At 71.7% G+C, this 20,119-nt stretch carries 18 protein-coding genes and 2 pseudogenes; 8 read left to right on the top strand and 12 right to left on the bottom strand.

The features are described 5' to 3' along the window. Positions 1-58: 58 nt before the first annotated feature. The 4 genes from ACIBVL_RS05830 to ACIBVL_RS05815 all read right to left on the bottom strand — a co-directional run bounded on the left by ACIBVL_RS05830 (position 59) and on the right by ACIBVL_RS05815 (position 4,696). Complete coding sequence (locus ACIBVL_RS05830) at positions 59-931, bottom strand: geranyl diphosphate 2-C-methyltransferase (protein WP_399092416.1); 873 nt, start codon at positions 929-931, stop codon at positions 59-61. 56 nt (positions 932-987) lie between these two features. Continuing rightward, a complete protein-coding gene (locus tag ACIBVL_RS05825; protein WP_399092413.1) occupies positions 988-2,040 on the bottom strand; it encodes a family 2 encapsulin nanocompartment cargo protein terpene cyclase in 1,053 nt (350 codons plus the stop codon). 16 nt (positions 2,041-2,056) lie between these two features. Continuing rightward, on the bottom strand, positions 2,057-3,499 hold the full coding sequence (locus ACIBVL_RS05820) for a family 2B encapsulin nanocompartment shell protein (protein ID WP_399092410.1): 1,443 nt from the start codon (positions 3,497-3,499) through the stop codon (positions 2,057-2,059). 189 nt (positions 3,500-3,688) lie between these two features. After that, positions 3,689-4,696 (bottom strand): zinc-binding alcohol dehydrogenase family protein, encoded by a 1,008-nt coding sequence (locus ACIBVL_RS05815; protein WP_399094761.1) that lies wholly within the window; start codon positions 4,694-4,696, stop codon positions 3,689-3,691. Positions 4,697-4,862: 166 nt separating this feature from the next. Here ACIBVL_RS05815 and ACIBVL_RS05810 point away from each other — a divergent pair, with 166 nt between their 5' ends. Beyond that, positions 4,863-5,657: a VOC family protein gene (locus tag ACIBVL_RS05810; protein WP_399092407.1), complete on the top strand. Its 795-nt coding sequence runs from the start codon at positions 4,863-4,865 to the stop codon at positions 5,655-5,657. A gap of 23 nt (positions 5,658-5,680) precedes the next feature. Continuing rightward, positions 5,681-6,394: a ribonuclease H gene (locus tag ACIBVL_RS05805; protein WP_399092404.1), complete on the top strand. Its 714-nt coding sequence runs from the start codon at positions 5,681-5,683 to the stop codon at positions 6,392-6,394. Positions 6,395-6,410: 16 nt separating this feature from the next. Here ACIBVL_RS05805 and ACIBVL_RS05800 read toward each other — a convergent pair whose 3' ends face one another. The 3 genes and pseudogenes from ACIBVL_RS05800 to ACIBVL_RS05790 form a co-directional block, all read right to left on the bottom strand. Further along, positions 6,411-6,863, bottom strand: coding sequence for an SRPBCC family protein (locus ACIBVL_RS05800; RefSeq protein WP_399092401.1), 453 nt, complete (start codon positions 6,861-6,863; stop codon positions 6,411-6,413). Positions 6,864-6,937: 74 nt separating this feature from the next. Next, positions 6,938-7,762 (bottom strand): annotated as a pseudogene (locus ACIBVL_RS05795) (tyrosinase family protein). A 40-nt stretch (positions 7,763-7,802) separates the two neighbouring features. Beyond that, positions 7,803-8,162 (bottom strand): tyrosinase cofactor, encoded by a 360-nt coding sequence (locus ACIBVL_RS05790; protein WP_399092398.1) that lies wholly within the window; start codon positions 8,160-8,162, stop codon positions 7,803-7,805. 350 nt (positions 8,163-8,512) lie between these two features. Here ACIBVL_RS05790 and ACIBVL_RS05785 point away from each other — a divergent pair, with 350 nt between their 5' ends. The 3 genes from ACIBVL_RS05785 to ACIBVL_RS05775 all read left to right on the top strand — a co-directional run bounded on the left by ACIBVL_RS05785 (position 8,513) and on the right by ACIBVL_RS05775 (position 11,888). Continuing rightward, positions 8,513-9,730: an FAD-dependent monooxygenase gene (locus ACIBVL_RS05785; RefSeq protein ID WP_399092395.1), complete on the top strand. Its 1,218-nt coding sequence runs from the start codon at positions 8,513-8,515 to the stop codon at positions 9,728-9,730. Between the two features lie 89 nt (positions 9,731-9,819). Further along, a complete protein-coding gene (locus ACIBVL_RS05780) occupies positions 9,820-11,304 on the top strand; it encodes an MFS transporter (RefSeq protein WP_399092392.1) in 1,485 nt (494 codons plus the stop codon). After that, positions 11,301-11,888: a TetR/AcrR family transcriptional regulator gene (locus ACIBVL_RS05775; RefSeq protein WP_399092389.1), complete on the top strand. Its 588-nt coding sequence runs from the start codon at positions 11,301-11,303 to the stop codon at positions 11,886-11,888. Before ACIBVL_RS05780 ends, ACIBVL_RS05775 begins: the two co-directional genes overlap by 4 nt. 8 nt (positions 11,889-11,896) lie before the next feature. Here ACIBVL_RS05775 and ACIBVL_RS05770 read toward each other — a convergent pair. Continuing rightward, a pseudogene (locus ACIBVL_RS05770) lies at positions 11,897-12,309 on the bottom strand (cholesterol oxidase substrate-binding domain-containing protein); the annotation flags it as partial. Between the two features lie 79 nt (positions 12,310-12,388). On the opposite strand from ACIBVL_RS05770, the gene ACIBVL_RS05765 reads away from it, so the two are divergent. Both ACIBVL_RS05765 and ACIBVL_RS05760 read left to right on the top strand, forming a co-directional pair. Further along, the gene (locus ACIBVL_RS05765) at positions 12,389-13,372 is read left to right on the top strand and encodes an aldo/keto reductase (RefSeq protein ID WP_399092386.1); all 984 of its coding nucleotides are present in this window, start codon (positions 12,389-12,391) and stop codon (positions 13,370-13,372) included. An 86-nt stretch (positions 13,373-13,458) separates the two neighbouring features. Next, positions 13,459-13,956: a DUF6328 family protein gene (locus ACIBVL_RS05760; protein ID WP_399092384.1), complete on the top strand. Its 498-nt coding sequence runs from the start codon at positions 13,459-13,461 to the stop codon at positions 13,954-13,956. On the opposite strand, the gene ACIBVL_RS05755 is transcribed toward ACIBVL_RS05760, so the two are convergent. The 3 genes from ACIBVL_RS05755 to ACIBVL_RS05745 all read right to left on the bottom strand — a co-directional run bounded on the left by ACIBVL_RS05755 (position 13,889) and on the right by ACIBVL_RS05745 (position 16,799). Next, positions 13,889-14,599 carry a DUF2238 domain-containing protein gene (locus ACIBVL_RS05755; RefSeq protein WP_399092381.1) on the bottom strand — a complete coding sequence of 237 codons (711 nt, stop codon included), beginning with the start codon at positions 14,597-14,599 and terminating at the stop codon, positions 13,889-13,891. The two genes, ACIBVL_RS05760 and ACIBVL_RS05755, sit on opposite strands and share 68 nt — an antisense overlap. Before the next feature lie 77 nt (positions 14,600-14,676). Next, a complete protein-coding gene (locus ACIBVL_RS05750; protein WP_399092378.1) occupies positions 14,677-15,723 on the bottom strand; it encodes a hypothetical protein in 1,047 nt (348 codons plus the stop codon). A gap of 104 nt (positions 15,724-15,827) precedes the next feature. Then, positions 15,828-16,799 (bottom strand): LLM class F420-dependent oxidoreductase, encoded by a 972-nt coding sequence (locus ACIBVL_RS05745; protein WP_399092375.1) that lies wholly within the window; start codon positions 16,797-16,799, stop codon positions 15,828-15,830. 95 nt (positions 16,800-16,894) lie between these two features. Here ACIBVL_RS05745 and ACIBVL_RS05740 point away from each other — a divergent pair, with 95 nt between their 5' ends. Next, positions 16,895-18,343: a serine hydrolase domain-containing protein gene (locus tag ACIBVL_RS05740; RefSeq protein WP_399092372.1), complete on the top strand. Its 1,449-nt coding sequence runs from the start codon at positions 16,895-16,897 to the stop codon at positions 18,341-18,343. Here the strand turns inward: ACIBVL_RS05740 and ACIBVL_RS05735 are convergent. Further along, a complete protein-coding gene (locus ACIBVL_RS05735; protein ID WP_399092369.1) occupies positions 18,332-19,990 on the bottom strand; it encodes a serine/threonine protein kinase in 1,659 nt (552 codons plus the stop codon). The genes ACIBVL_RS05740 and ACIBVL_RS05735 overlap by 12 nt on opposite strands. Positions 19,991-20,119 lie beyond the last annotated feature (129 nt).

The following is a 20,119-nucleotide window of genomic DNA, read 5'->3' as shown; positions in this document are numbered from 1 at the left end:
CCGCTCCTGCGGCGGCTTCCGCCTCCGGTGCGTCCGGAGGCGGAGACCGCGCGGTACCTCAGACCCGGTCGGCCGCGATCAGCAGATACTGGAAACTGCCGTTCCCGTAGGCCGCGAGGAAGGTTTCCTCGATGCCGGTGACCAGATGGTCGGCCTGCCGGCGCAGCTCCCAGTAAGGGATGGCCACCTCGGTGAGGTCCTCCACATGGACCGGCACCAGCCGGTTGCGGGCCAGCGCCCGGAAGTAGGCCGAACGCGGGTGGATGTCGCAGATGTAGTGGGCGTTGATGAGCGACACCTCCCGCGAGGCCCGCCCGTACGTGTCGTTGTAGCAACCGGTGATCACGACATACCGTCCGCCGCGGCGCAGCAGCCGCGCGTGCTCGGCGAACAGCAGGTCCAGCTCGACGTACATGGTCGACTCGTTGTTCCAGGAGGCCGCGTAGGCACCGGTCTCCAGGCCGGTGTCGAGCATGTTGCGATGGTGGAACCGCACCTTGTCGTCGATACCCCGTCTGCGGACCTGTTCGTTGGCGAACTCGGCCTGCTTGGCCGAGATCGTCACGCCGTCCGCGCGGCAGCCGTAGCGCAGATGGGTCGTCACGCTGCCGCCGCCGCGCCCGCAGCCGGCGTCGAAGACGCGGTCGGACGGGGTGAGCGGGCCGAGCCGGGCGGCGAGGAGTTCGGCCTGGGCGTGCTCCAGCCGGTGCAGTTCTGCGGTGACGCGCTCCTTGCGCAACTCGGGGTCGGGTTCGTCCAGCACGGACCAGTCGGCGTCACCGACGCCGTAGTGATGGTGGTAGAGGTCGTCGAGCCGGCCGAGTTCGAGGTTGACCGGGTTCTCCTCGGCGTTCCAGTACTCCGCGACGCGGTTCTGGTAGAGGGACTGGGTGGGCAGCGCGACGGTCGCGGCGAGGGTGTCGGGGGTCATGGTCAACGGTGACTCCTTGTGGTGCTGTACGTGGCGTCCTGTCGAGAGACGGCTGTTCACCAGTAGTGGGGAAGGTGGTAGCGGTGGGTGTTGGTGGCGTGCCACTCGTGGTTGCCGGCCACCCAGTCCGACAGGCCCCGGAGATAGCGCTCGACGAGCGGTGAGGCCGCCGCGAGCACGGCCGACTCCTCCTCGAACGCGTCCATGATCTGGTTGTGGATCTCGACCGACCTCAGATAGGCGGCCTTCAGCCCGCGCCGGTCGTTGGCGGCCACGACCTGCGGCAGATTGAGGTGGGTGGGGTCGGCCGCCAGCTCCTTGGTGAAGGAGTACAGATCGTTGACGATCGTGGTGGCGTTGCAGGCGAGCGCCGTGACCCGCTGGATCTCCGGGCGGGCGTAGAACTGCTCGGGCAGTTCGTAGCCGTCGATCGCGTCGACGATCGACAGACACGGCCGGAAGTTGTTGAACTGCCGCATCACCAGGTACTCCCAGATTCGCGGCATGTACCGTGTCTCGCCCCAGGCCGCCTCGCCGAGGTAGCCCAGGTGCAGCCGCGCGACGTCGTGCAGGAACCGGTCGGTCTGGCTGGGCGTGGCGAGGGCCGCGTAGTCCTTGAGGGCCCAGTGGTACGAGCGCAACGGACCGTCCGCCTGCACCCCGCGCGCCCACTCCTCCTGCAGGCCGGGCGGGCCGTGGTAGGGGTCGAGCGCCGACTGGGCGATGACCAGCCGGCCGCCCAGCCCGCTGCGCGAGCCGCCCTTGTCCTCGTCCTCCTCGCAGTAGCAGTTGTCGACGATGTTCTCCGCCAGCAGCAGCTTGCCGGCCACCGTGAGGCGCTCCGGATCGGCCGCGTTCGGGTGCTGGAGCACCACCGCACGGCCGAACTGGAACCCCGCGAAGTCCCCGTCCCAGGCCGCCGGGAACAAGTCGAGGCGGCGGGCCCACTCCTCGAGGCGGCGGTCGATCTCGGCGGCCCTCCCCGGATCGGCGGGGGCGACCTCCCGGTGGCGCAGCCCGGGGATCGCCCCGCCCCGCCGCGTCCGCGCTCCGGCGGCGAGGCTCGGCGGACCGGGCAGGGCGTACCCCGTGCTCGGGGGCGTGCTCATCGCGAACTCCCCACCGTCACTCGGCCGTCCGGCCGATCTGGACGTTCTCCAGGACCCCGGCCGCGTCGGGCACGAGCAGCGCCATCGAGTAGTAGGCGGTGACGAGGTAGCGGATGATCGAGTTGGTGTCGATCCCCATGAACCGTACGTTCAGGCCCGGCTGGAACTCCTCGGGGATGCCCGTCTGGTACAGGCCGACGGCACCCTGGTCCGCCTCACCGGTGCGCAGCGCGATGATGCTGCTGGTGTGCTCGTCACTGATCGGGATCTTGTTGCACGGGAAGATCGGCACCCCGCGCCAGGCCGGGATCTCGTGTCCCTCGACGGTGGCCGTGCCCGGCACCAGACCGCGCCGGTTGCACTGCCGGAAGAAGGCCGCGATCGCCTTGGGGTGGGCGAGGAACAGCTTGGTCTTGCGCCGCATCGACAGCAGCTCGTCCATGTCGTCCGGCGTCGGCGGACCGGTGAAGGTGGAGACGCGCTGCCCGTAGTCGATGTTGTGCAGCAGCCCGAACTCCCGGTTGTTCACCAGCTCCCACTCCTGGCGCTCCCGGATCTCCTCGACGGTGAGCCGGAGTTGCTGCTGGGTCTGGTCCATCGGGTGGTTGTAGAGGTCGGCGACGCGGGTGTGCACCTTCAGCACGGTCTGCGTCAGCGACAACTCGTACTCGCGCGGGGAGAGTTCGTAGTCGACGAAGCCGGTCGACAGCGTCGGCTCGCCCACATGGCCGGCCTGGATCGGCAGCACGGCCTCGCCCTTGCGGTTCATCGGCAGCCTCTGCCGCGCCGCGTACGCCTCCAGATGCGCCGCGAGGGAGGGCACCCGGCCGACGAACTCCCGCAGCACGTCCCAGGGCAGCGCCAGCAGCACGCCCGAGGTCTCCGCACGCACCGAGCTGAGCCACAGGGGATCGTCCTGCCCGACCGCCTCGTCGCCCAGCTGGTCGCCGCCGGAGACGACCCCGACGATCTCCTCCTCGCCGTACTTGCCGGCGGTGTACCGGGTGAAGCGGCCGTGCACGACGAGGTAGGCCTCCGTCACCGGCTGCCCGGCCTCGAAGACGACCTGGCCGGCCCGGACCTCCCGCGTCCGGAAACGGGTGGAGATCTCCCTGAGAGTGGTGCCGTCGGAGTAACCCCGCAGCACGGGCAGCTCGGTCAGGGTCTCGGGGATCACCCGGACGTCGTCCGCGCCGTTCTGCTCGAACTGCACGCGGCCCCGGCCGACCTTCAGCTGCAGACGCCGGTTGACGCGGTACGTGCCGCCCTTGACGTCCACCCACGGCAGTATGCGCAGCAGCCAGCGCGAGCTGATCGCCTGCATCTGGGGCTCGGACTTGTGGGTCGTGGCGAGCTGGCGGGCCGCCCGGGTGCTGAGACTGGTGAGCTGCCCGTCGGCGGAGGGCTCGGGAGCGGGTTCGTCGAGGGCGGGACCGGTGGCGCCGTCCGGTGTGGACACATTCCCTCCAGGGAGATCGGTTCGGTGATCCGCGGGCACCAGCCAAACACTCTGCGTGATGGACGGGTAAGGCGCGAAAGGGGGCGGTTTCATACTGTCGATGTGCAAACCTGCCGTATGGGGCAGAAGGCGCATCATGTGTGCACCCGTGTCTCTCGTGTGCGCCCGCGCGCCGTTGATCGCCGTGCCTCACGACGGGTCGTTCACCAGCACGGCGGCCCCGTCGAAGCGCCCGGCCTCCAGGTCCCGCAGCGCCTGCGGCGCCCGGGAGAGGGGATAGGCGTGGGTGGTCGCCCGGATGCCGTGTCGGGCCGCCAGCGTCAGGAACTCCCGTGCGTCGGCGCGGGTGTTGGAAGTGACGCTGCGCACCTCCCGCTCGTAGAACAGCTCGCGCTCGTAGTGCAGGGGCGGTATGTCGCTGAGGTGGATCCCGGCGATGGCCAGCACCCCGCCCCGGTCCAGGGCCCGCAGCGCGACCGGGACCAGGTCGCCCACCGGCGCGAACAGGATCGCGCTGTCCAGCGGCTCCGGCGGCGCCTCGGACAGCTCCCGGGCGGAGGCCGCCCCCAGTTCCAGGGCCAGCCGCCGCGCCGCCGCCCCCCGCGTCACGACATGCACCCGGGCGCCCTCGGCCAGCGCCACCTGCGCGCACAGATGGGCGCTGCCGCCGAAGCCGTACAGCCCGAGCCGCCCACCCGGCGGCAGCGCGGCGCGCCGGAGCGCGCGGTAGCCGATGATGCCCGCGCACAGCAGCGGCGCGAGCGCCACGTCGTCCAGGCCGCCCGGGAGGGGGTGCGCGAACGCGGCCGGTACGGTCGTGTACGCGGCGTAGCCGCCGTCCGTGTCCCAGCCGGTGTACTGCGACCGGGGGCACAGGTTCTCGGCGCCCCGCGCGCAGTACGCGCACACCCCGCAGGTGCGCCGCAGCCAGGCCACGCCTACCCGGTCGCCGGGCGCGAAGCCGTGCACCGCCTCGCCCAGCCCCGCCACCACCCCGACCACCTCGTGTCCGGGAGTGACACCGGGTCGGCGCACCGGCAGATCACCCTCGGTGACGTGCAGATCGGTCCGGCACACCCCGCAGGCGCGCACCCTCACCAGCAGCTCGTCGGCGCCGGGCACCGGCACCGGCCTGCGGACCGGCTGAAGGGGCTCTCCGGTGAGGGGGCCCGGCTCGGTCACCGCCCACGCGTCCATCGTCCCGTCCGCCATGGCCTGCCCCGTCCCGCCGGAATCCGTCCCCTCCAGTCTGTGGCGGACGGGTGCGTTCGGCGCGCGAGCCGGCGGGCGGGTGGCTACCGTGAGGAACCGGACAAAGTCATCTCAGGTCATCTCAAGTCATCTCATCGGAAGGGCCGCCGTCATGGCCGTGCAACCAGAGGGAACCCCGTGTTGGGCCGACGCGATGTTCAGCGACGTCGAGAGCGCCAAGAACTTCTACGGCGACGTCCTCGGCTGGACCTTCGGCGAGGCGCAGTCGGAGTACGGCAACTACACACAGGCCTACGTCGACGGCAAGGCGGTGGCCGCCGTCGTCCCGCCGATGCCTGGGCAGGAGGGCCAGTCCCAGTGGTGCCTGTACTTCGCCTCCCCGGACGCCGCCGCGACCGCGGCGAAGATCCGCGCGGCGGGCGGTGAGGTACTGATGGAGCCGATGCGGGTCGGTGAGTTCGGCACGATGTGCCTGGCGCGTGAGCCCAGCGGCGCCGTGTTCGGCGTCTGGCAGGCGGGGACCCATGAGGGCTTCGAGGCACAGGCCGCCCCGGGCGCCTACGGCTGGGCGGAGGTCTTCACCCGCGAGCCGGAGAGGGCGGACCGGTTCTTCAGGGCCGTCTTCCCCTACACGGCCCGGCAGATGGAGGACGACGCGGTCGACTACCGCATGTTCAACGTCGGTGACACCACCGTCCTCGGCCGGATGAAGATGACGGAGGAGTTCCCGCCCGAGGTGCCCTCCTACGTCAACGTGTACTTCGTCGTCTCCGACGTCGACGACGCCGTCGCCAAGGCCACCAAGCTGGGCGGTGTCCTGCGCTTCGGACCGACGGACAGCCCCTACGGCCGGTTCGCGGCCCTCAGTGACCCGCAGGGCGCGAGCTTCTCGGTGATCGACATCACCGACACGCAGGGTGAGCTCCCCGAGACCAGGCCGGTCTGACCCGGCCTCCACCGGGCCATGGCATGATCCTGTCCATGCGTGAACGTGTGGTGGCCGCCTGCGACGGCGCTTCGAAGGGAAACCCGGGGCCGGCGGGCTGGGCCTGGGTGGTGGCCGACGACTCCGAGAACCCGGCCCGCTGGGAGGCGGGGCCGCTCGGCAGAGCCACCAACAACGTCGCCGAACTCACCGCGCTCGAACGCCTGTTGGCCTCGACCGACCCGGCCGTACCGCTCGAGGTCCGGATGGACTCGCAGTACGCCATGAAGGCCGTCACCACCTGGCTGCCCGGCTGGAAGCGCAACGGGTGGAAGACGGCTGCGGGCAAGCCGGTCGCCAACCAGGAGCTGGTCGTCCGGATCGACGAACTGCTCGACGGACGCTCGGTCGACTTCCGGTACGTGCCCGCCCACCAGGCCGACGGCGACCCGCTCAACGACTTCGCCGACCGCGCCGCCAGTCAGGCGGCGAGCATCCAGCGGTCGGCGGGCAGCGAGCAGGGCTCCCCGGAGCCGCCGCCCTCGCCGGACACGCCGAAGCCGAGGCCGGCCCCGAAATCCGCGCGCTCCGGCGGGGGGAAGTCGCCCCGCCGGAGCGGCGATTCGTCGTCCCGCACGATCAAGGCCAAGTTCCCCGGCCGCTGCGTGTGCGGGCGGACGTACGCGGCCGGGGAGCCGATCGCGAAGAACGATCAGGGCTGGGGTCACCCGGAGTGCCGTACGGCGGCCGCCGGGTGACCGTGGTGGGCGCCGGTCAGGTGACCGCGCCGCGCCAGCCTCCGGTCTCGTGACCGCGCTCCTCGATGAACTCCTTGAAGCGCTTGAGATCTCCCTTGGTCTGCCGCTTCACGAAGCCCAGCTTGTCGCCGACGGTCTCGGCGATGCCCTTCGGCTCGAAGTCCAGCTGGAGCATCACCTTGGTGTGCTCGTCGTCGAGACGGTGGAAGGTCACCACGCCGGCCTGCCGGGTCTCCCCGGACACCGTCGTCCATGCGACCCGCTCGTCCGGGATCTGTTCGGTGATCTCCGCGTCGAACTCGCGGTGCACGCCGCTCACGTCCGTGACCCAGTGCGTGAGCGTGTCGGTGCGCTGCTCGATGCGCTCCACTCCGCTCATGAACTCGGGGAACGACTCGAACTGCGTCCACTGGTTGTAGGCCGTGTGCACGGGGACGCCGACCTCGATGGATTCCTCGACCTTCGTCACGGTCGTCTCCTCCTTCGCTCTCTTCGGGTACGCCGCTCGGGTACCCCTGACCTGCGCGGCGAACCGCGCGCCGGTCAGTCGGTGTCGAAGGTGTAGTGCGCGGTGTGATCGAGCAGGGCCGCCGGGGTCGTGTCGTTCCAGGGCTTCATGGTCTCGTTCAGGTCGACGACGTCCGGCGTCCCGGCCGCCGGGAGGTACCGGGACCCCGGGTGCCGGCGCTGCCATTCGGCCCACAGCTTGTCGACGTAGGCATGGTGCAGCCAGAACACCGGATCGTTGGGGGAGACCCCGGTCGCCATCTGCCCGCCGACCCAGACATGGACCCGGTTGTGCAGATTGACCCCGCGCCACCCCTCCAGATGGTTGCGGAAGCCGTCGGAGGCGCTGTTCCAGGGCGCCATGTCGTAGGCCGCCATCGCCAGCACGGAGGAGACCTAGGCCCGGGTGGGCAAATCGCGGACGCTCGTGCCCAGGGCCCGCCGCAGGTAGGTGCGGCCGTCCACCCGTACGGTGATCGGCCAGTTCCCGGCCGGCCCGGCGAAGGGCCCGTCCATCACCTGGCCGTCCCGGCTGCGCCCGGTGCCGCCGAGGAAGTCAGGCGCCCACAGCGAGGCACGCGGCGAACGGTCGGTGGACCAGTCCCAGTACGGCAGCGTCACCGAGGCGTCCACCGACTGCAGCGCCCGCTCGAACTCCAGCAGGAATCTGCGGTGCCAGGGCAGGAAGGACGGCGAACGGTGGCCCGTGCGCTCCCCGTTGTCGGTGTCGCCGACGATGAACGCGTTGTGCGTGGTGACGAAGGCGTCGTACCGGCCGTCGTGCTTGAGTTCGAGGACGGCGGCGACGAAACGCCGCTTCTCCTCGGCGGTGAGGGAGGCCTGGTTCTTGCGGACGGTCATGTGCTGGTGCTCCAAGTGCGCCGGTGCGCCGGTGCGGTGGTCAGTTGGCGGGGAAGGGGAGGAGTTCGGCGCCCTGCAGCTCGTCGACCGCGGCACGGGCGGCGGCGCGCGGGGTGGGCACCGGGTCGTAGTGGCTGACCACGCTGATCCAGCTGCCGTCGGCGTTGCGCATCACATGCAGTGCGACACCGTCCACGTACACGGCGTAGTTGCCGCCGTGGTGATGGCCGCCCGGGGAGGCGGGCCGGCCCTGTATCCGGCGGCCCTTGTAGACCTCGTCGAAGGGTGCGGGGGAGTCGTGGTGGTGATCGGCCGCCCGGGCGGCGGGGGCGCCGACCAGTTGGGCTCCCGTGACGACGGCCGCGGCGGTGAGCGCGCCACGACGGCTGAGTTCCGGCATGCGGGACCTCCTGGGGTGCGTTGGGTTGACGACCCCGCATGCCTATCGAGCGCTCCGAGAGCGGGAGAAATCCTGCGCGACCCGTTGGCCCTGATCCGGACAATCAATCACATGTCGTGCAATGTTGAACCAAGATGATCTTGCTGTCGTCGGGATCCGGGGCGGGACGGAAGGGGCAATTCCTTTCCATGGAACCGCCCCTTCCGGTGATCTTTCGTGCGGGGGTGTCACCCCTGTGGTGTGGCTCACGTGGAGAAAGTGGCGCAATCCGGCGGATGCGGTGGGCGTGAGGGGGTCGCGCGGACTGCTACCTTGCGTCGTCAATCCATTACGACCGGTCATTCCAAGGGGTGTGCGTGAAGGTCGCCTGTGTCGGCGGCGGGCCCGCCGGCCTGTATCTCTCGATCCTGCTCAAGCGGCAGGACCCGTCCCACGACGTCACCGTCTACGAGCGCAACCCGGAGGGCTCGACCTACGGCTGGGGCGTCACCTACTGGCAGGGACTCCTCGACAAGCTCCGGACCCGCGATCCCGAGTCGGCGCTCGCCATCGAGGAGCACTCCGTCGTCTGGAGCCAGGGCGTCGCCCACGTCCGGGGCGTCTCGACCCGGCAGCCCGGCGACGAGGGTCACGGCATCGGCCGTCACAAGCTCCTGGAGATCCTCGCCGCCCGCGCCCGCGCACTCGGCGTACGCCTGGAGTTCGACCACGAGATCACCGCGGAGGACCCGCCGGACGCCGACCTGATCGTCGCGGCCGACGGCGTCCACAGCGCCCTGCGCACCCACCACGCCGACCGCTTCGGCGCCGAGCTGGAACCCGGGCGCAACTCCTACGTCTGGCTCGGCACCACCAAGGTCTTCGACTCCTTCACCTTCGCCTTCGTGGAGACCGAGCACGGCTGGATCTGGTGCTACGGCTATCCCTTCAGTGCCGAGCGGAGCACCTGCGTCATCGAGTGCGCCCCGGAGACCTGCGCCGGACTCGGCCTCGACGGGGGGAGTGAGGCCGACGCACTGGCTCGGCTGGAGAAGCTCTTCGCGCACATCCTCGACGGCCACCCGCTGATCGGCAGGGCCGCCGCCGACGGCGGCTCCCAGTGGCTGACCTTCCGCACCCTCACCAACCGCGGCTGGCACCACGACCGCCTCGTCCTCCTCGGCGACGCCGCCCACACCACCCACTACTCCATCGGCGCCGGCACCACCCTCGCCCTGGAGGACGCCATCGCACTGGCCGACGCGCTGGGGGAGAGTGACAACATCCCGCGGGCCCTCGCCCGCTACGAGCGCGAACGCCGGTCCGCCCTGCTGTCCCCGCAGAGCGCCGCCCGCCACAGCGCCCAGTGGTACGAGAACCTCAACCGCTACATCCACCTCCCCCCGGAGCAGATGTTCGCCCTGCTCGGCCAGCGCCACTCGCCCCTGCTGCCGTACGTCCCGCCCCAGCTCTACTACCGGCTCGACCGGGCGGCCGGACAGCTGGAGGCACTGCGCCGGTTCAAGCGCTGGCTCGGCCCGAAGATCGCCAGAAGCACGCACGCGAGGGCGCTGGCCACCCGGAAGTAACGGCCCCCGCTTGGGTGAATGGAAATTCACTGCTACGGTGAATTTCCATTCACCTCTTCTTCGTCTCCGTGCCGGCCGCAGGAGTCCCCATGGCGTCGCCCGCTCCGATACCCGCCCCGACCAGGGAAGACTCCGGCCCCCGAGCCCGGTTCGCCATCCCGGTCCTGGCCTACTGCGGCATCCTCATGGCGGTCATGCAGACCGTCGTCGTCCCGCTTCTGCCCGATCTGCCCCGCCTGACGGGCGCCTCGCCCGCCACCGTCTCCTGGATGGTGACCGCGTCCCTGCTCTCCGGCGCCGTCCTCACCCCGGTCCTCGGCCGCGCCGGTGACATGTACGGCAAACGGCGGGTGCTGCTCCTCTCCTTCGCCCTGATGGCCGCCGGCTCGGTGATCTGCGCCCTGACCTCCCGGATCGGCGTGCTGATCACGGCCCGCGCGCTGCAGGGCGCCGCCTCCTCCGTCGTCCCGCTGTCCATCAGCATCCTGCGCGACGAACTGCCCGCCGAGCGCCGGGGCTCCGCGGTCGCCCTGATGAGCTCCACCGTCGGCATCGGCGCCGCCCTGGGACTGCCCGCGGCGGCCATGGTCATCCAGTACGCCGACTGGCACACGATGTTCTGGGTGACCGCCGCCCTCGGCGCGACCGGCGTCGCCCTGATCCGATGGGCGGTGCCGGAGTCGCCGGTGCGCGAGCCCGGCCGGTTCGACGTGACCGGCGCGCTCGGCCTGGCCGCCGGGATGATCTGCCTGCTGCTCGGCGTCTCCGAGGGCGGGCAGTGGGGCTGGGGCAGCGCCCGGATCATGGGTCTGTTCCTCGCCGCCGCGCTCGTCCTGGGCCTGTGGTGGTGGCAGCAACTGCGCGCCGCACGGCCCCTGGTGGACCTGCGGCTGGTGTCCCGGCCACGGGTCGGCCTCTCCCATGTGGCCGCGCTGCTGACCGGCTTCGCGTTCTACGCCAACTCCCTCGTGACCGCCCAGCTGGTCCAGGCGCCCGAGGCCAGCGGCTACGGACTCGGACTGTCCATCGTCCAGACGGGCCTGTGCCTGCTGCCCGGCGGCGTCATCATGCTGCTGTTCTCGCCGCTCTCCGCCCGTATCTCGGCGGCGCGCGGACCGCGCGTCACGCTGGCCCTCGGCGCCGCCGTCATCGCCTGCGGATACGCCGTCCGCATCACCGACAGCCGCGACCTGTGGATGATCATGGTGGGGGCGGCGGTCGTGGCCACCGGCACCACCCTCGCCTACTCCGCCCTGCCCGCGCTGATCCTGCACGCCGTCCCGGCCGGTCAGACCGCCTCCGCGAACGGCGTGAACGTCCTGATGCGCACCATCGGCCAGGCCGTCTCCAGCGCCGCCGTCGCCGCCGTCCTGGTCCACCACACCGGCCTCGTCGGCAGTGTCCCGGTGCCGACCCTGCACGGCTATCTGCTGGCCTTCGCCATGGCCGGCGCGATCGCCCTGGCGGCCTGCGCGGTGGCCCTGACCATCCCCGGCGACCCGGAGCCCGAGGGCACCCGGCGGGCCCGCGGCCGCACCCGCGCGGTCAGCGACGAGGCGATGGAGGGAGCATGAGCACCCCGAACACCCCCGCAGGCACGTCCGCCGCGCCCGCCCGCCGGGACGCCGAGGCGACCAAGGCCGCCATCCTGCGCGCCGCCCGTCACCTGCTCGCCCGCCACGCCCACGCCGACATCACCCTCAAGGCCGTCGCGGAGCGCGCCGGGGTCAGCGCGCCCCTGGTCCTGAAGTACTTCGGCAACAAGGACGCCCTCTTCGCCCGCGTGATGTCCTTCGAGGAGGACGCCGAGGCTCTGCTGGCAGCCCCGCTGGAGGACCTGGGCCGACACATGGTCCGGCACGTCGTGGTCAGCCAGCGCGAGCGCGGCGCCGACCCCGTCCTGCGCATCGCCTTCGCACCCCTGCACGGCGACCACGGCGACATCCTGCGCGCCAACTTCCGCGCCCAGGTCACCGCCCGCCTCACCGCCCGCCTCGCCGGTCCCGACGCGGCCTTACGCGCGGAACTCGCCCTCGCCGCCCTCCTCGGCCTCGGCGTGATGTTCGGCATCGCGCGGGGTGAGGAACTGCGGGCGACGCCCGTCGAGGACATCGTCGACCGGTACGGCCCGACGGTCCAGGCCCATCTGACGCCTTGATGGACGCCTCAGGGAAACAGCCGTTCGTGCAGCGGCGCGCGGAACACCCGGTGCGGATCCAGCCGTTCGAGCGTCTCCGCGGCCTCGCCCCACGCCGGGCCGAACGATTCCGGAACCACCGTCCCCAGCACCTCCTCGTCGCTCCGGGCGGCCTCGTCCGTGTACCCCCAGCCCTTCGACCACTCCACCGGGGTCAGGGCGTGCGTCCCGTCGTACGTGGACAGCAGGAACCGCTCCAACTCCCGGTAGAACGCCTCGGTGCCGGGCGCCCCGGCAGGGTCAGCACGTCCAGCCAGACCGCCGTGTCCCACTCCGGACGCTCCGGGTCGGGCCGCAGCGCGGAGAGCGACGGCGCCCGGCCGCCGGTGAGTCCGGCCTCCGCCGGATCGTCCAGCCCGGGGACCCGGATCTCCACCGAGCCGGGAGCGTGAACCATTCACAGGTCGCGGGCCGGAGCGGTGCGCTCCGCACCCGGCCACCGCTGATGACAGACTGACGCCATGGAAGAGCGCGAATTCGGTAGGTCCGGTCAGCACGCGTCCGTCGTCGGTCTCGGCACCTGGCAGCTGGGCGCCGACTGGGGAGACGTCGACGACAAGGAGGCCCTGACGGTTCTGGAGGCGGCGGCCGAGTCGGGGGTGACCTTCTTCGACACCGCCGACGTCTACGGCGACGGACGCAGCGAGCAGACCATCGCCACCTTCCTCGGCAGCCGGCCCGACCTGCACGTGCTGGTCGCCACCAAGATGGGCCGCCGGGTCGAGCAGATCCCCGAGAACTACGTCCTCGACAACTTCCGCGTCTGGAACGACCGTTCCCGCCGCAACCTCGGCGTCGACCGCATCGACCTGGTCCAGCTGCACTGCCCACCCACCCCCGTGTACTCCCGCGACGAGGTCTTCGACGCCCTCGACACCCTTGTCGAGGAGGGGCGCATCGCCCACTACGGCGTCAGCGTCGAGACCTGCGCGGAGGCCCTCACCGCGATCGCCCGGCCGGGTGTGGCCAGCGTGCAGATCATCCTCAACCCGTTCCGTATGAAGCCCCTGGCCGAGGTGCTCCCGGCGGCCCGGGAGGCCGGCGTCGGCATCATCGCCCGCGTCCCGCTCGCCTCCGGTCTCCTCTCCGGCAAGTACACCAAGGACACCGTCTTCCCGAAGAACGACCACCGCACCTACAACCGGCACGGCGAGGCCTTCGACCAGGGCGAGACCTTCTCCGGCGTGGACTACGCCACCGGCGTCGAGGCAGCCGCCGAGTTCGCCGCCCTCGCCCCCGAGGAGTACACCCCGGCCCAGCTCGCCCTGCGCTGGATCGTCCAGCAACCCGGCGTGACCACGGTGATCCCGGGCGCCCGCTCGCCCGAGCAGGCCCGCGCCAACGCGGCCGCCGCCAGGCTGCCGGAGCTCTCCGAGGAGACCCTCGCGGCGATCCGGGACCTCTACGACCGGCGGATCAAGGAGCAGGTCGAGAGCCGCTGGTGAGCCGGTCCGGGGGGCGACCGGGGAGGATCGCCGTCCACGGGGTACTCGCGGGGAAAGCTGAAGAGCGGCTCGAACCGGGAGGACAGGTGACGGACACGTCGGCGGGCGTCGAACGCCGCAGGGGGCGCAACGAAACCGAGGAGGAGAGAGCGGACCGCATGTGGGGCGAGCTCATCCAGGAGGTCCGCGTCGCACAGACGGGTGTGCAGATCCTCTTCGGCTTCCTGCTGACGGTCGTCTTCACCCCGCGCTACGCGGACCTTGAGCACACGGACAAGGTCATCTACATCGTGACCGTCGTCCTGGGCGCCTGTGCCACCGGCGCCCTCATCGGCCCCGTCTCCCTGCACCGCCTGGTCTCCGGTCGGCTGGTCAAGCCGCAGGCGGTGCAGTGGGCGTCCCGGCTGACCCTGGTCGGGCTGGTCCTGCTGCTGGCCACCATGACCGCCTCACTGCTCCTGATCCTGCGCGTGGCGACCCACAACGGCTTCGTGCCCTGGCTGGTCGGGGCGGTGGTCATGTGGTACGGGCTGTGCTGGTTCGTGCTGCCGCTGTGGACCCGGCGCCGTTATACGACGGACTGACCTCGGCCCCGGTCCCGATGCGCAGCGCGGCCAGCTGCCGGTCGTGCACCCGCCCGAGCAGCAGCACCGCGACCGTGGCCCCGATCAGAGCGCAGAACATGTCCCACTGCGTGTCCCACACATCGCCCTGGGTGGCGAGGAACGCGTCCGCCGCCTGCCCGCCGATCACCGCGGCCGCCCACTCGAACATCTCGAACAGCGCGCTGAACGCCAGGCACGCGCACACCGTCAGCGGCGCCAGCCAGCGGCTGCCGCGCAGCGGGGAGGTCCGGCTGAGCAGCTCCCGCACCAGGATCGCGGGTACGAACCCCTGCATGAGGTGGCCGAAGCGGTCGTACGGATTGCGGTCGAGGCCGAACGCGTCCCGCGCCCAGTCGCCGAGCGGCACCCGCGCGTACGTGTAGTGGCCGCCCAGCGCCAGGACCAGCGCGTGGAGGGCGAGCAGAGCGCACAGCAGGCCGGTGAGCGGAAACCGCCGCCAGGTCAGCACGATCACCGGGAGTCCGATCAGCGCCCACACCGTCTCCAGGAGCCAGGTGGTGGGGTCGTAAGCGTGCCAGGCCGACAGGGCCAGGCCCACGACCACCAGCCCGGCGCACACGGCGGGCAGGGAACTGCGCGGTGCGGGACGTACAGCGGACATCGGGGCGCTCCTTGAAGGATGAACGTCTTGGGAGCCCCCATCGTCGTGCCATGCGCCGGGCGGCGGCATGAGTACGGCTACTCAGCTCCGGCTGTGTTCCCGCGCGCCCCGCGCAGTGCCGTGATGCAGGACCCGATCGCCTGCTGGAGTTCCTCCAACTGCTGCACCATGTCGTCCTCGTAGAACTCCTGGGCGTCGTCGAAGGTCAGCTCCTCGAAGACCTTCGTCGCCCGCTGCAGGCTGCTGTAGAACTTCGTGCGACGCTCCTGCACCCGCAGTTCGGGGTCGGCCTCCACGGTCTCCACGACGAGGTTCCTCATCGTGTCGTAGGCCTCGGCCGCCCATTCGCCGGCGTCCTCGCCCTCGTCCAGCTCGTCGATCAGCGACAGGTGCCGCTCCGCCTCCTGGCGCAGCACCGCGGGCGCGTCGACGGTCTGCCCGGCCGGGGTCTTGACCTGCCCGGACTCGGCGATCCGACGGACGTACCCGATGCGGTCGGCGGAGCGGCTCTCGGTCGCCACGGCCTTCTTGAGGTCGTCGGTGCGCACGACGTCCCGCGCCAGCGCGGCCTGGAGTTCGGGGTCCTCCCTGACGCGGTCCAGGAGGGCGGCACGGGCCGCGCGGGCGGTGGAGGGGTCGGCGAGGATCGCGGCACGCAGGGCCGTCGGGTTCTCCGCGACCTCCAGCGCCTTCGTCGGCCGGATGCCCTCCGCCTCGGCGGCCTCGGCGATGGCGGTGCCGCGCTCCGAGGCGGCGCTGGACCGGGAGACGTAGTACGTCAGCCAGACCTCGGCGTCCGGCAGCTCGACCTCCTGGCCGGGCGCCAGCTCCTCGAAGTGCGGGACGAGAGCGTCGTCGGCGGCCCGGTCCCAGGCCTTGTAGTAGCGCATCACACGCTCCGGCGAGCAGCCGGCCAGCTCCGCGAACTCCTTCGCCGAGACCTTGGGCGTCTCGTCCGCGCCCTGCCCGCCCGGCCGTACACTGCGCGCCACCATCAGCCCGAACGCCCACCCGCCGGTGCGCGCGTAGACTCCGAACTCCCGTGCGTCACGCGCCACCAGGTCGGACAGCGGGGCGGGGCCGTCCTCGGGGGACGTCTCGGGCAGGTCGATCGCCAGGGTCACGGAGGCTCTCCTCGGAGGCTGCGGGGCGTACGAACGGGCAGAACCGCAGCCTATATGGACCTGTTGGCGATGGTTTGCCATACGGCGGTTCACTACGGCGACGGTCAGCCGAAGGCGTCCCGGAGCGCGGGCAGCAGCGTCTTCTCGGACCAGTCCAGATACGCCGGCTGGGTGTCCCCGCCGATCTGCACCAGGGCGATCTCGGTGAACCCGGCCTCGGCGTACGGGCGTACGGCCTCGACGAACGCGTCCGGGTCGTCGCCGCAGGGAATCGAGGAGGCGACGTCGTCCGGCGTCACGAACTGGGTTGCCGACTCGAAGGAGTCCGGGTGCGGCAGTTCGGAGTTCACCTTCCAGCCGCTGCCGAACCAGCGGAACTGCGCGTGCGCCCGCTTCACCGCCGTGTCCCGGTCCGCGTCGTAGGAGACCGGCAACTGGCCCACCCGTGGCTTGCCCTCGCCGCCGAACCGGTCGAACGCCTCGAGCAGACCCGACTTGGGCTCGGTGGCGATCACCAGATCGCCGTGCCGGCCCGCGATCCTGCAGGACCGTTCACCCGACACGGCGATCCCGATCGGCGGCGGCTCGGCGGGCAGGTCCCACAGGCGCGCCGAGTCGACGTCGTAGTGCGTGCCGTGATGGGTCACGTGCCCGCCCTCGAAGAGCGCGCGGATGATCTCCACGGCCTCCTCGAACATCTCGTGCCGCACCTCGACCGAAGGCCAACCCCCGCCCACCACGTGCTCGTTGAGGTTCTCCCCCGAGCCCAGGCCCAACCGGAAGCGCCCCTCGGACAGCAGTTGCATCGTCGCCGCCTTCTGCGCCACCACCGCCGGGTGATAGCGGAAGGTCGGACACGTCACGTACGTCATCAGCGGAATGCGGGAGGTGGCCTGCGCGGCCGCGCCCAGCACGCTCCAGGCGTACGGCGCGTGGCCCTGGGAGCGCAGCCACGGGAAGTAGTGGTCAGACGTCACCGAGAAGTCGAAACCGGCCTCCTCGGCGCGCACCAGATGGCCCACCAGTTCGCGCGGGCCCGCCTGCTCCGTCATCATCGTGTATCCGATTCGCACCATACGAGCCGAGTCCCCGGCGATCGGGAGCGAAAACGGGCCGGGAGCGACGCGACGGGAACAGTCGATCTTCGCGCGGTCCGGGGGAGGATGCGGGTATGACTGCCCGCCCGCTGCCTTCCAGCACCCCGTCCGCCGAGGGCGTCGACGCGTCCGCCGTCCTCGCCTTCCTCGACGCCGTCGAGGAGACCGGCACCATCGAACCGCACAGCCTGATGATCCTGCGGCACGGCCGTCTCGTCGCCTCCGGCTGGTGGGAGCCGTACACACCCGACCGGCTTCAGCTGCTGTACTCGCTGAGCAAGAGCTTCACGTCCACGGCCGCGGGGCTCGCCGTGGCCGAGGGACTGATCGACCTCGACGCGACGGTGCTGTCCTACTTCCCCGAGCTCGACGCCGACATCACCGACCCGCGCAGCCGGGCCATGCTGGTGCGGCACGTGGCGGCGATGGCCAGCGGGCACGAGGAGGAGACCGTGGAGCGCGCGGAGACGCTCGATCCCCGGGATCTCGTCCGCGGCTTCCTGCTGATCCCGCCGGACCGCGACCCGGGGACCGTGTTCGCCTACAACCAGCCCGCCACGTACGCCCTCGGCGCGATCGTGCAGCGCGTCACCGGGGAGCCGCTCAGCGCGTACCTGCGCCCCCGGCTGCTGGATCCGCTCGGCATCGGCGAGGTCGGCTGGCTGGCCGACGGGAGCGGCCGTGAGCTCGGCTACAGCGGGCTGCACGGCACCACCGACGCCGTCGCCCGGCTCGGGCAGCTCTATCTCGACGAGGGCCTCTGGGAGGGCGAGCGGCTGCTGTCCCGGGAGTGGGTCGCCGAGGCGACCCGCACCCACATACCGACGTCCGAGGGGATGGGCGCGGCGGAACCCCTGGACTGGGACCACGGGTACGGCTTCCAGTTCTGGCGCTCCCGGCACGGCTACCGCGGCGACGGCGCCTACGGCCAGTTCTGCCTCGTCCTGCCCGAGCACGACGCGGTCATCGCCGCCACCTCCGCCGGCCAGGACATGCAGGCCTACCTCACCCTCGTCTGGGAGCACCTGCTGCCCGCCTTCCGGCCCGGAGCGCCGGCCGGCGGGGAGGACGTCGACGCGGCCCTCGCCCGGCGGCTGGCGGGCCTCACCCTGCCCCCGGCGCCGGGCAAGCCCGCGCCACCGGAACGGGCGGGGGAGTGGTCGGGTGCCGCGTTCACCCCGTACGAGGGGGTACGCGACCGGCCGACCCCGACCGGAGTCCTCGTCACCGGGGGCGCGGCCGGCTGGACGCTGACACTCGTCGAGGGCGACGACCGGCTGGAACTGCCCCTGGGGGCCGGCGGCCGGCAGGTGTCCGAGGAACCGGTGCCCACCGCCGTCAGCGGCGGCTGGACCGACGGCGGCACTCTCGCCGTGGCCGTCACCTTTCTGGAGACCCCGCACACCCTGCGGATCACCTGCTCGCTCCCGGACCGCACCTTCACCGCCCGCTGGGACACCGAGCCGTTGCACGGCGGCCCCCTGCGCTCCCTGCGCGCCCCGCGCGCGTCCTCAGGCGGCTGAGCCCGGCCGGAACGTCTTGAGGAACGTGTCCAGCGCCTGCCGGTTGGCGCTCTTGTCCCAGTCGGCGGCGGGTGTCGTCCAGCGCAGCGAGAAGCTGCGGTGCCCGCCGAGCAGGAAGCCCCGGCCGAAGGTGCGGACCTGCCCGCCGTCGTCGACGTCCTCCACCCACTGCATGTCGGCGGCCTTGTATCCCTGGTACGTCGTCGCCTCGATCGCTCCGATCCGCCGGAAACCCGCCTTCTGGCGCAGGCTCGGCTCCACGTCGTCGCGCCAGACGGCCACCGGGTCCGTTCCGGCCCGCGTGCTGTAGGTCACCGCGAGGGTGCGCGGATCACCGTCCGCGCCGAAGGTGACCCGGTAGGCCACATCGTCCTGCTTCCGGGTGTCCAGCCGCTTCCACCCCTTGGGGAGGGCCACGGAGAAGCCCTCGGGCGCGTGGTAGACGCGGTAGCCGTCCGGGAGGGCGTCGATGGACGCCGGCGGGGAGGAGGGCGCGGCGGACCGGGTGGGCGCGGTGGAGGTGCTGGGGGCGGTGGAGGTGCCGGCCGCGGGCGTGCTGGGCGTCGGCGCCGCTGTCTCTCTGTCGCCCGCGTCGGCGGTGTCCTCGGCGGAGGGGGTGGGCGACGCCGACGGCTGGGCCTGCGCACCGCCGGCCGCCGCGTCGTCGGTGCCGGGCAGCTGGTGGGTCACCACGAGGGCGGCGACCGCCACGGTGACGACGGCCAGCGCGGTCCCGGCGGCCATGGCCCGGCCGCTCCACTGCGGCCCGATGTGCCGGGCCGCGGCACAGGCACGCCGCAGCCGGGGGGTCGGCGAGACGGCGTGCGGGTCCTCGTCCAGCACCCGGGTGAGGGTCTGGCGCACCACCGTCCGGGTCAGCCGTTCGCGGGACTCCTTGCGCAGCAACCCCTGCACGGTCGCGGTGAGCGGGCCCGCCCGCAGCGGGGTGCGCAGCGGCAGCCGGTCCACGCTCCGAAGGGTGCTCTCGGGCCGGTCCCGGTCCCGGTACGGCGCCCGTCCCTCGACCATGGTGTAGAGGATCGCGCCCAGCGCCCACAGGTCGGCGGCCGGACCGATCCGCTCGTCGCGGGCCTGCTCGGGAGAGGCGTACGACGGTGCCGCCAGCCTCGGGACGAGCGTCGCGCCCGCCAGGCCGAAGCCGGTGACGACGAGCGGGCCCCGGGCCCGTACGAACACCTGGCCCGGGCTGAGCTCACCGTGCGTGATGCCCTCGCCGTGCGCGGCCTCGAGGACGTCGAGCAGCTGCAGCCCGATCGTGGCCGCCCTGGCCGGACTGAAGGAGCCCTTCTGGTCCACGAGCTGGCCGAGCGGCAGACCGTCGATCCACTCGGTGACCGTCCACAGCGAACCCCCCTCCGCCAGCGCGTCGACGACGGTGGCGATCCGGCCGGGGCACACCCTGGCCATCGTCTCCGACATGCGCACCACCCGGTCGGCGGCCTGGCACGCCTCCTCCTCGCCCAGGTCGGGCGGCAGCCCGACCCGGGTGACCAGACACGGTCGCGACCCCTGCACGTCCTCGCCGTACCAGCTGACCCGGTTGGTCTCACGGTGGACGACGTCGAGGAGCCGGTACCTCCCGGCGACCAACTCGTGCGTGGAGACGTGCGCCTTGACCATGGTCATCCTTCACTGAACCCGGAACACTCCCTTGGTGGGAAGTACGGCGAACCTGTGGCCCTCCGTTCAAATGAACCGTGAATCGGGCGGGATTCCTGTCCTTCATTCAAAGCCCCGAGCGTATGTGCGAGGAAA

Origin of the sequence: Streptomyces sp. NPDC049687 (assembly GCF_044465285.1) — a bacterium.
Taxonomy (GTDB): domain Bacteria; phylum Actinomycetota; class Actinomycetes; order Streptomycetales; family Streptomycetaceae; genus Streptomyces.
The sequence above is the reverse complement of the archived record's forward strand: the minus strand, read 5'-3'. Positions and strand labels throughout refer to the sequence as shown.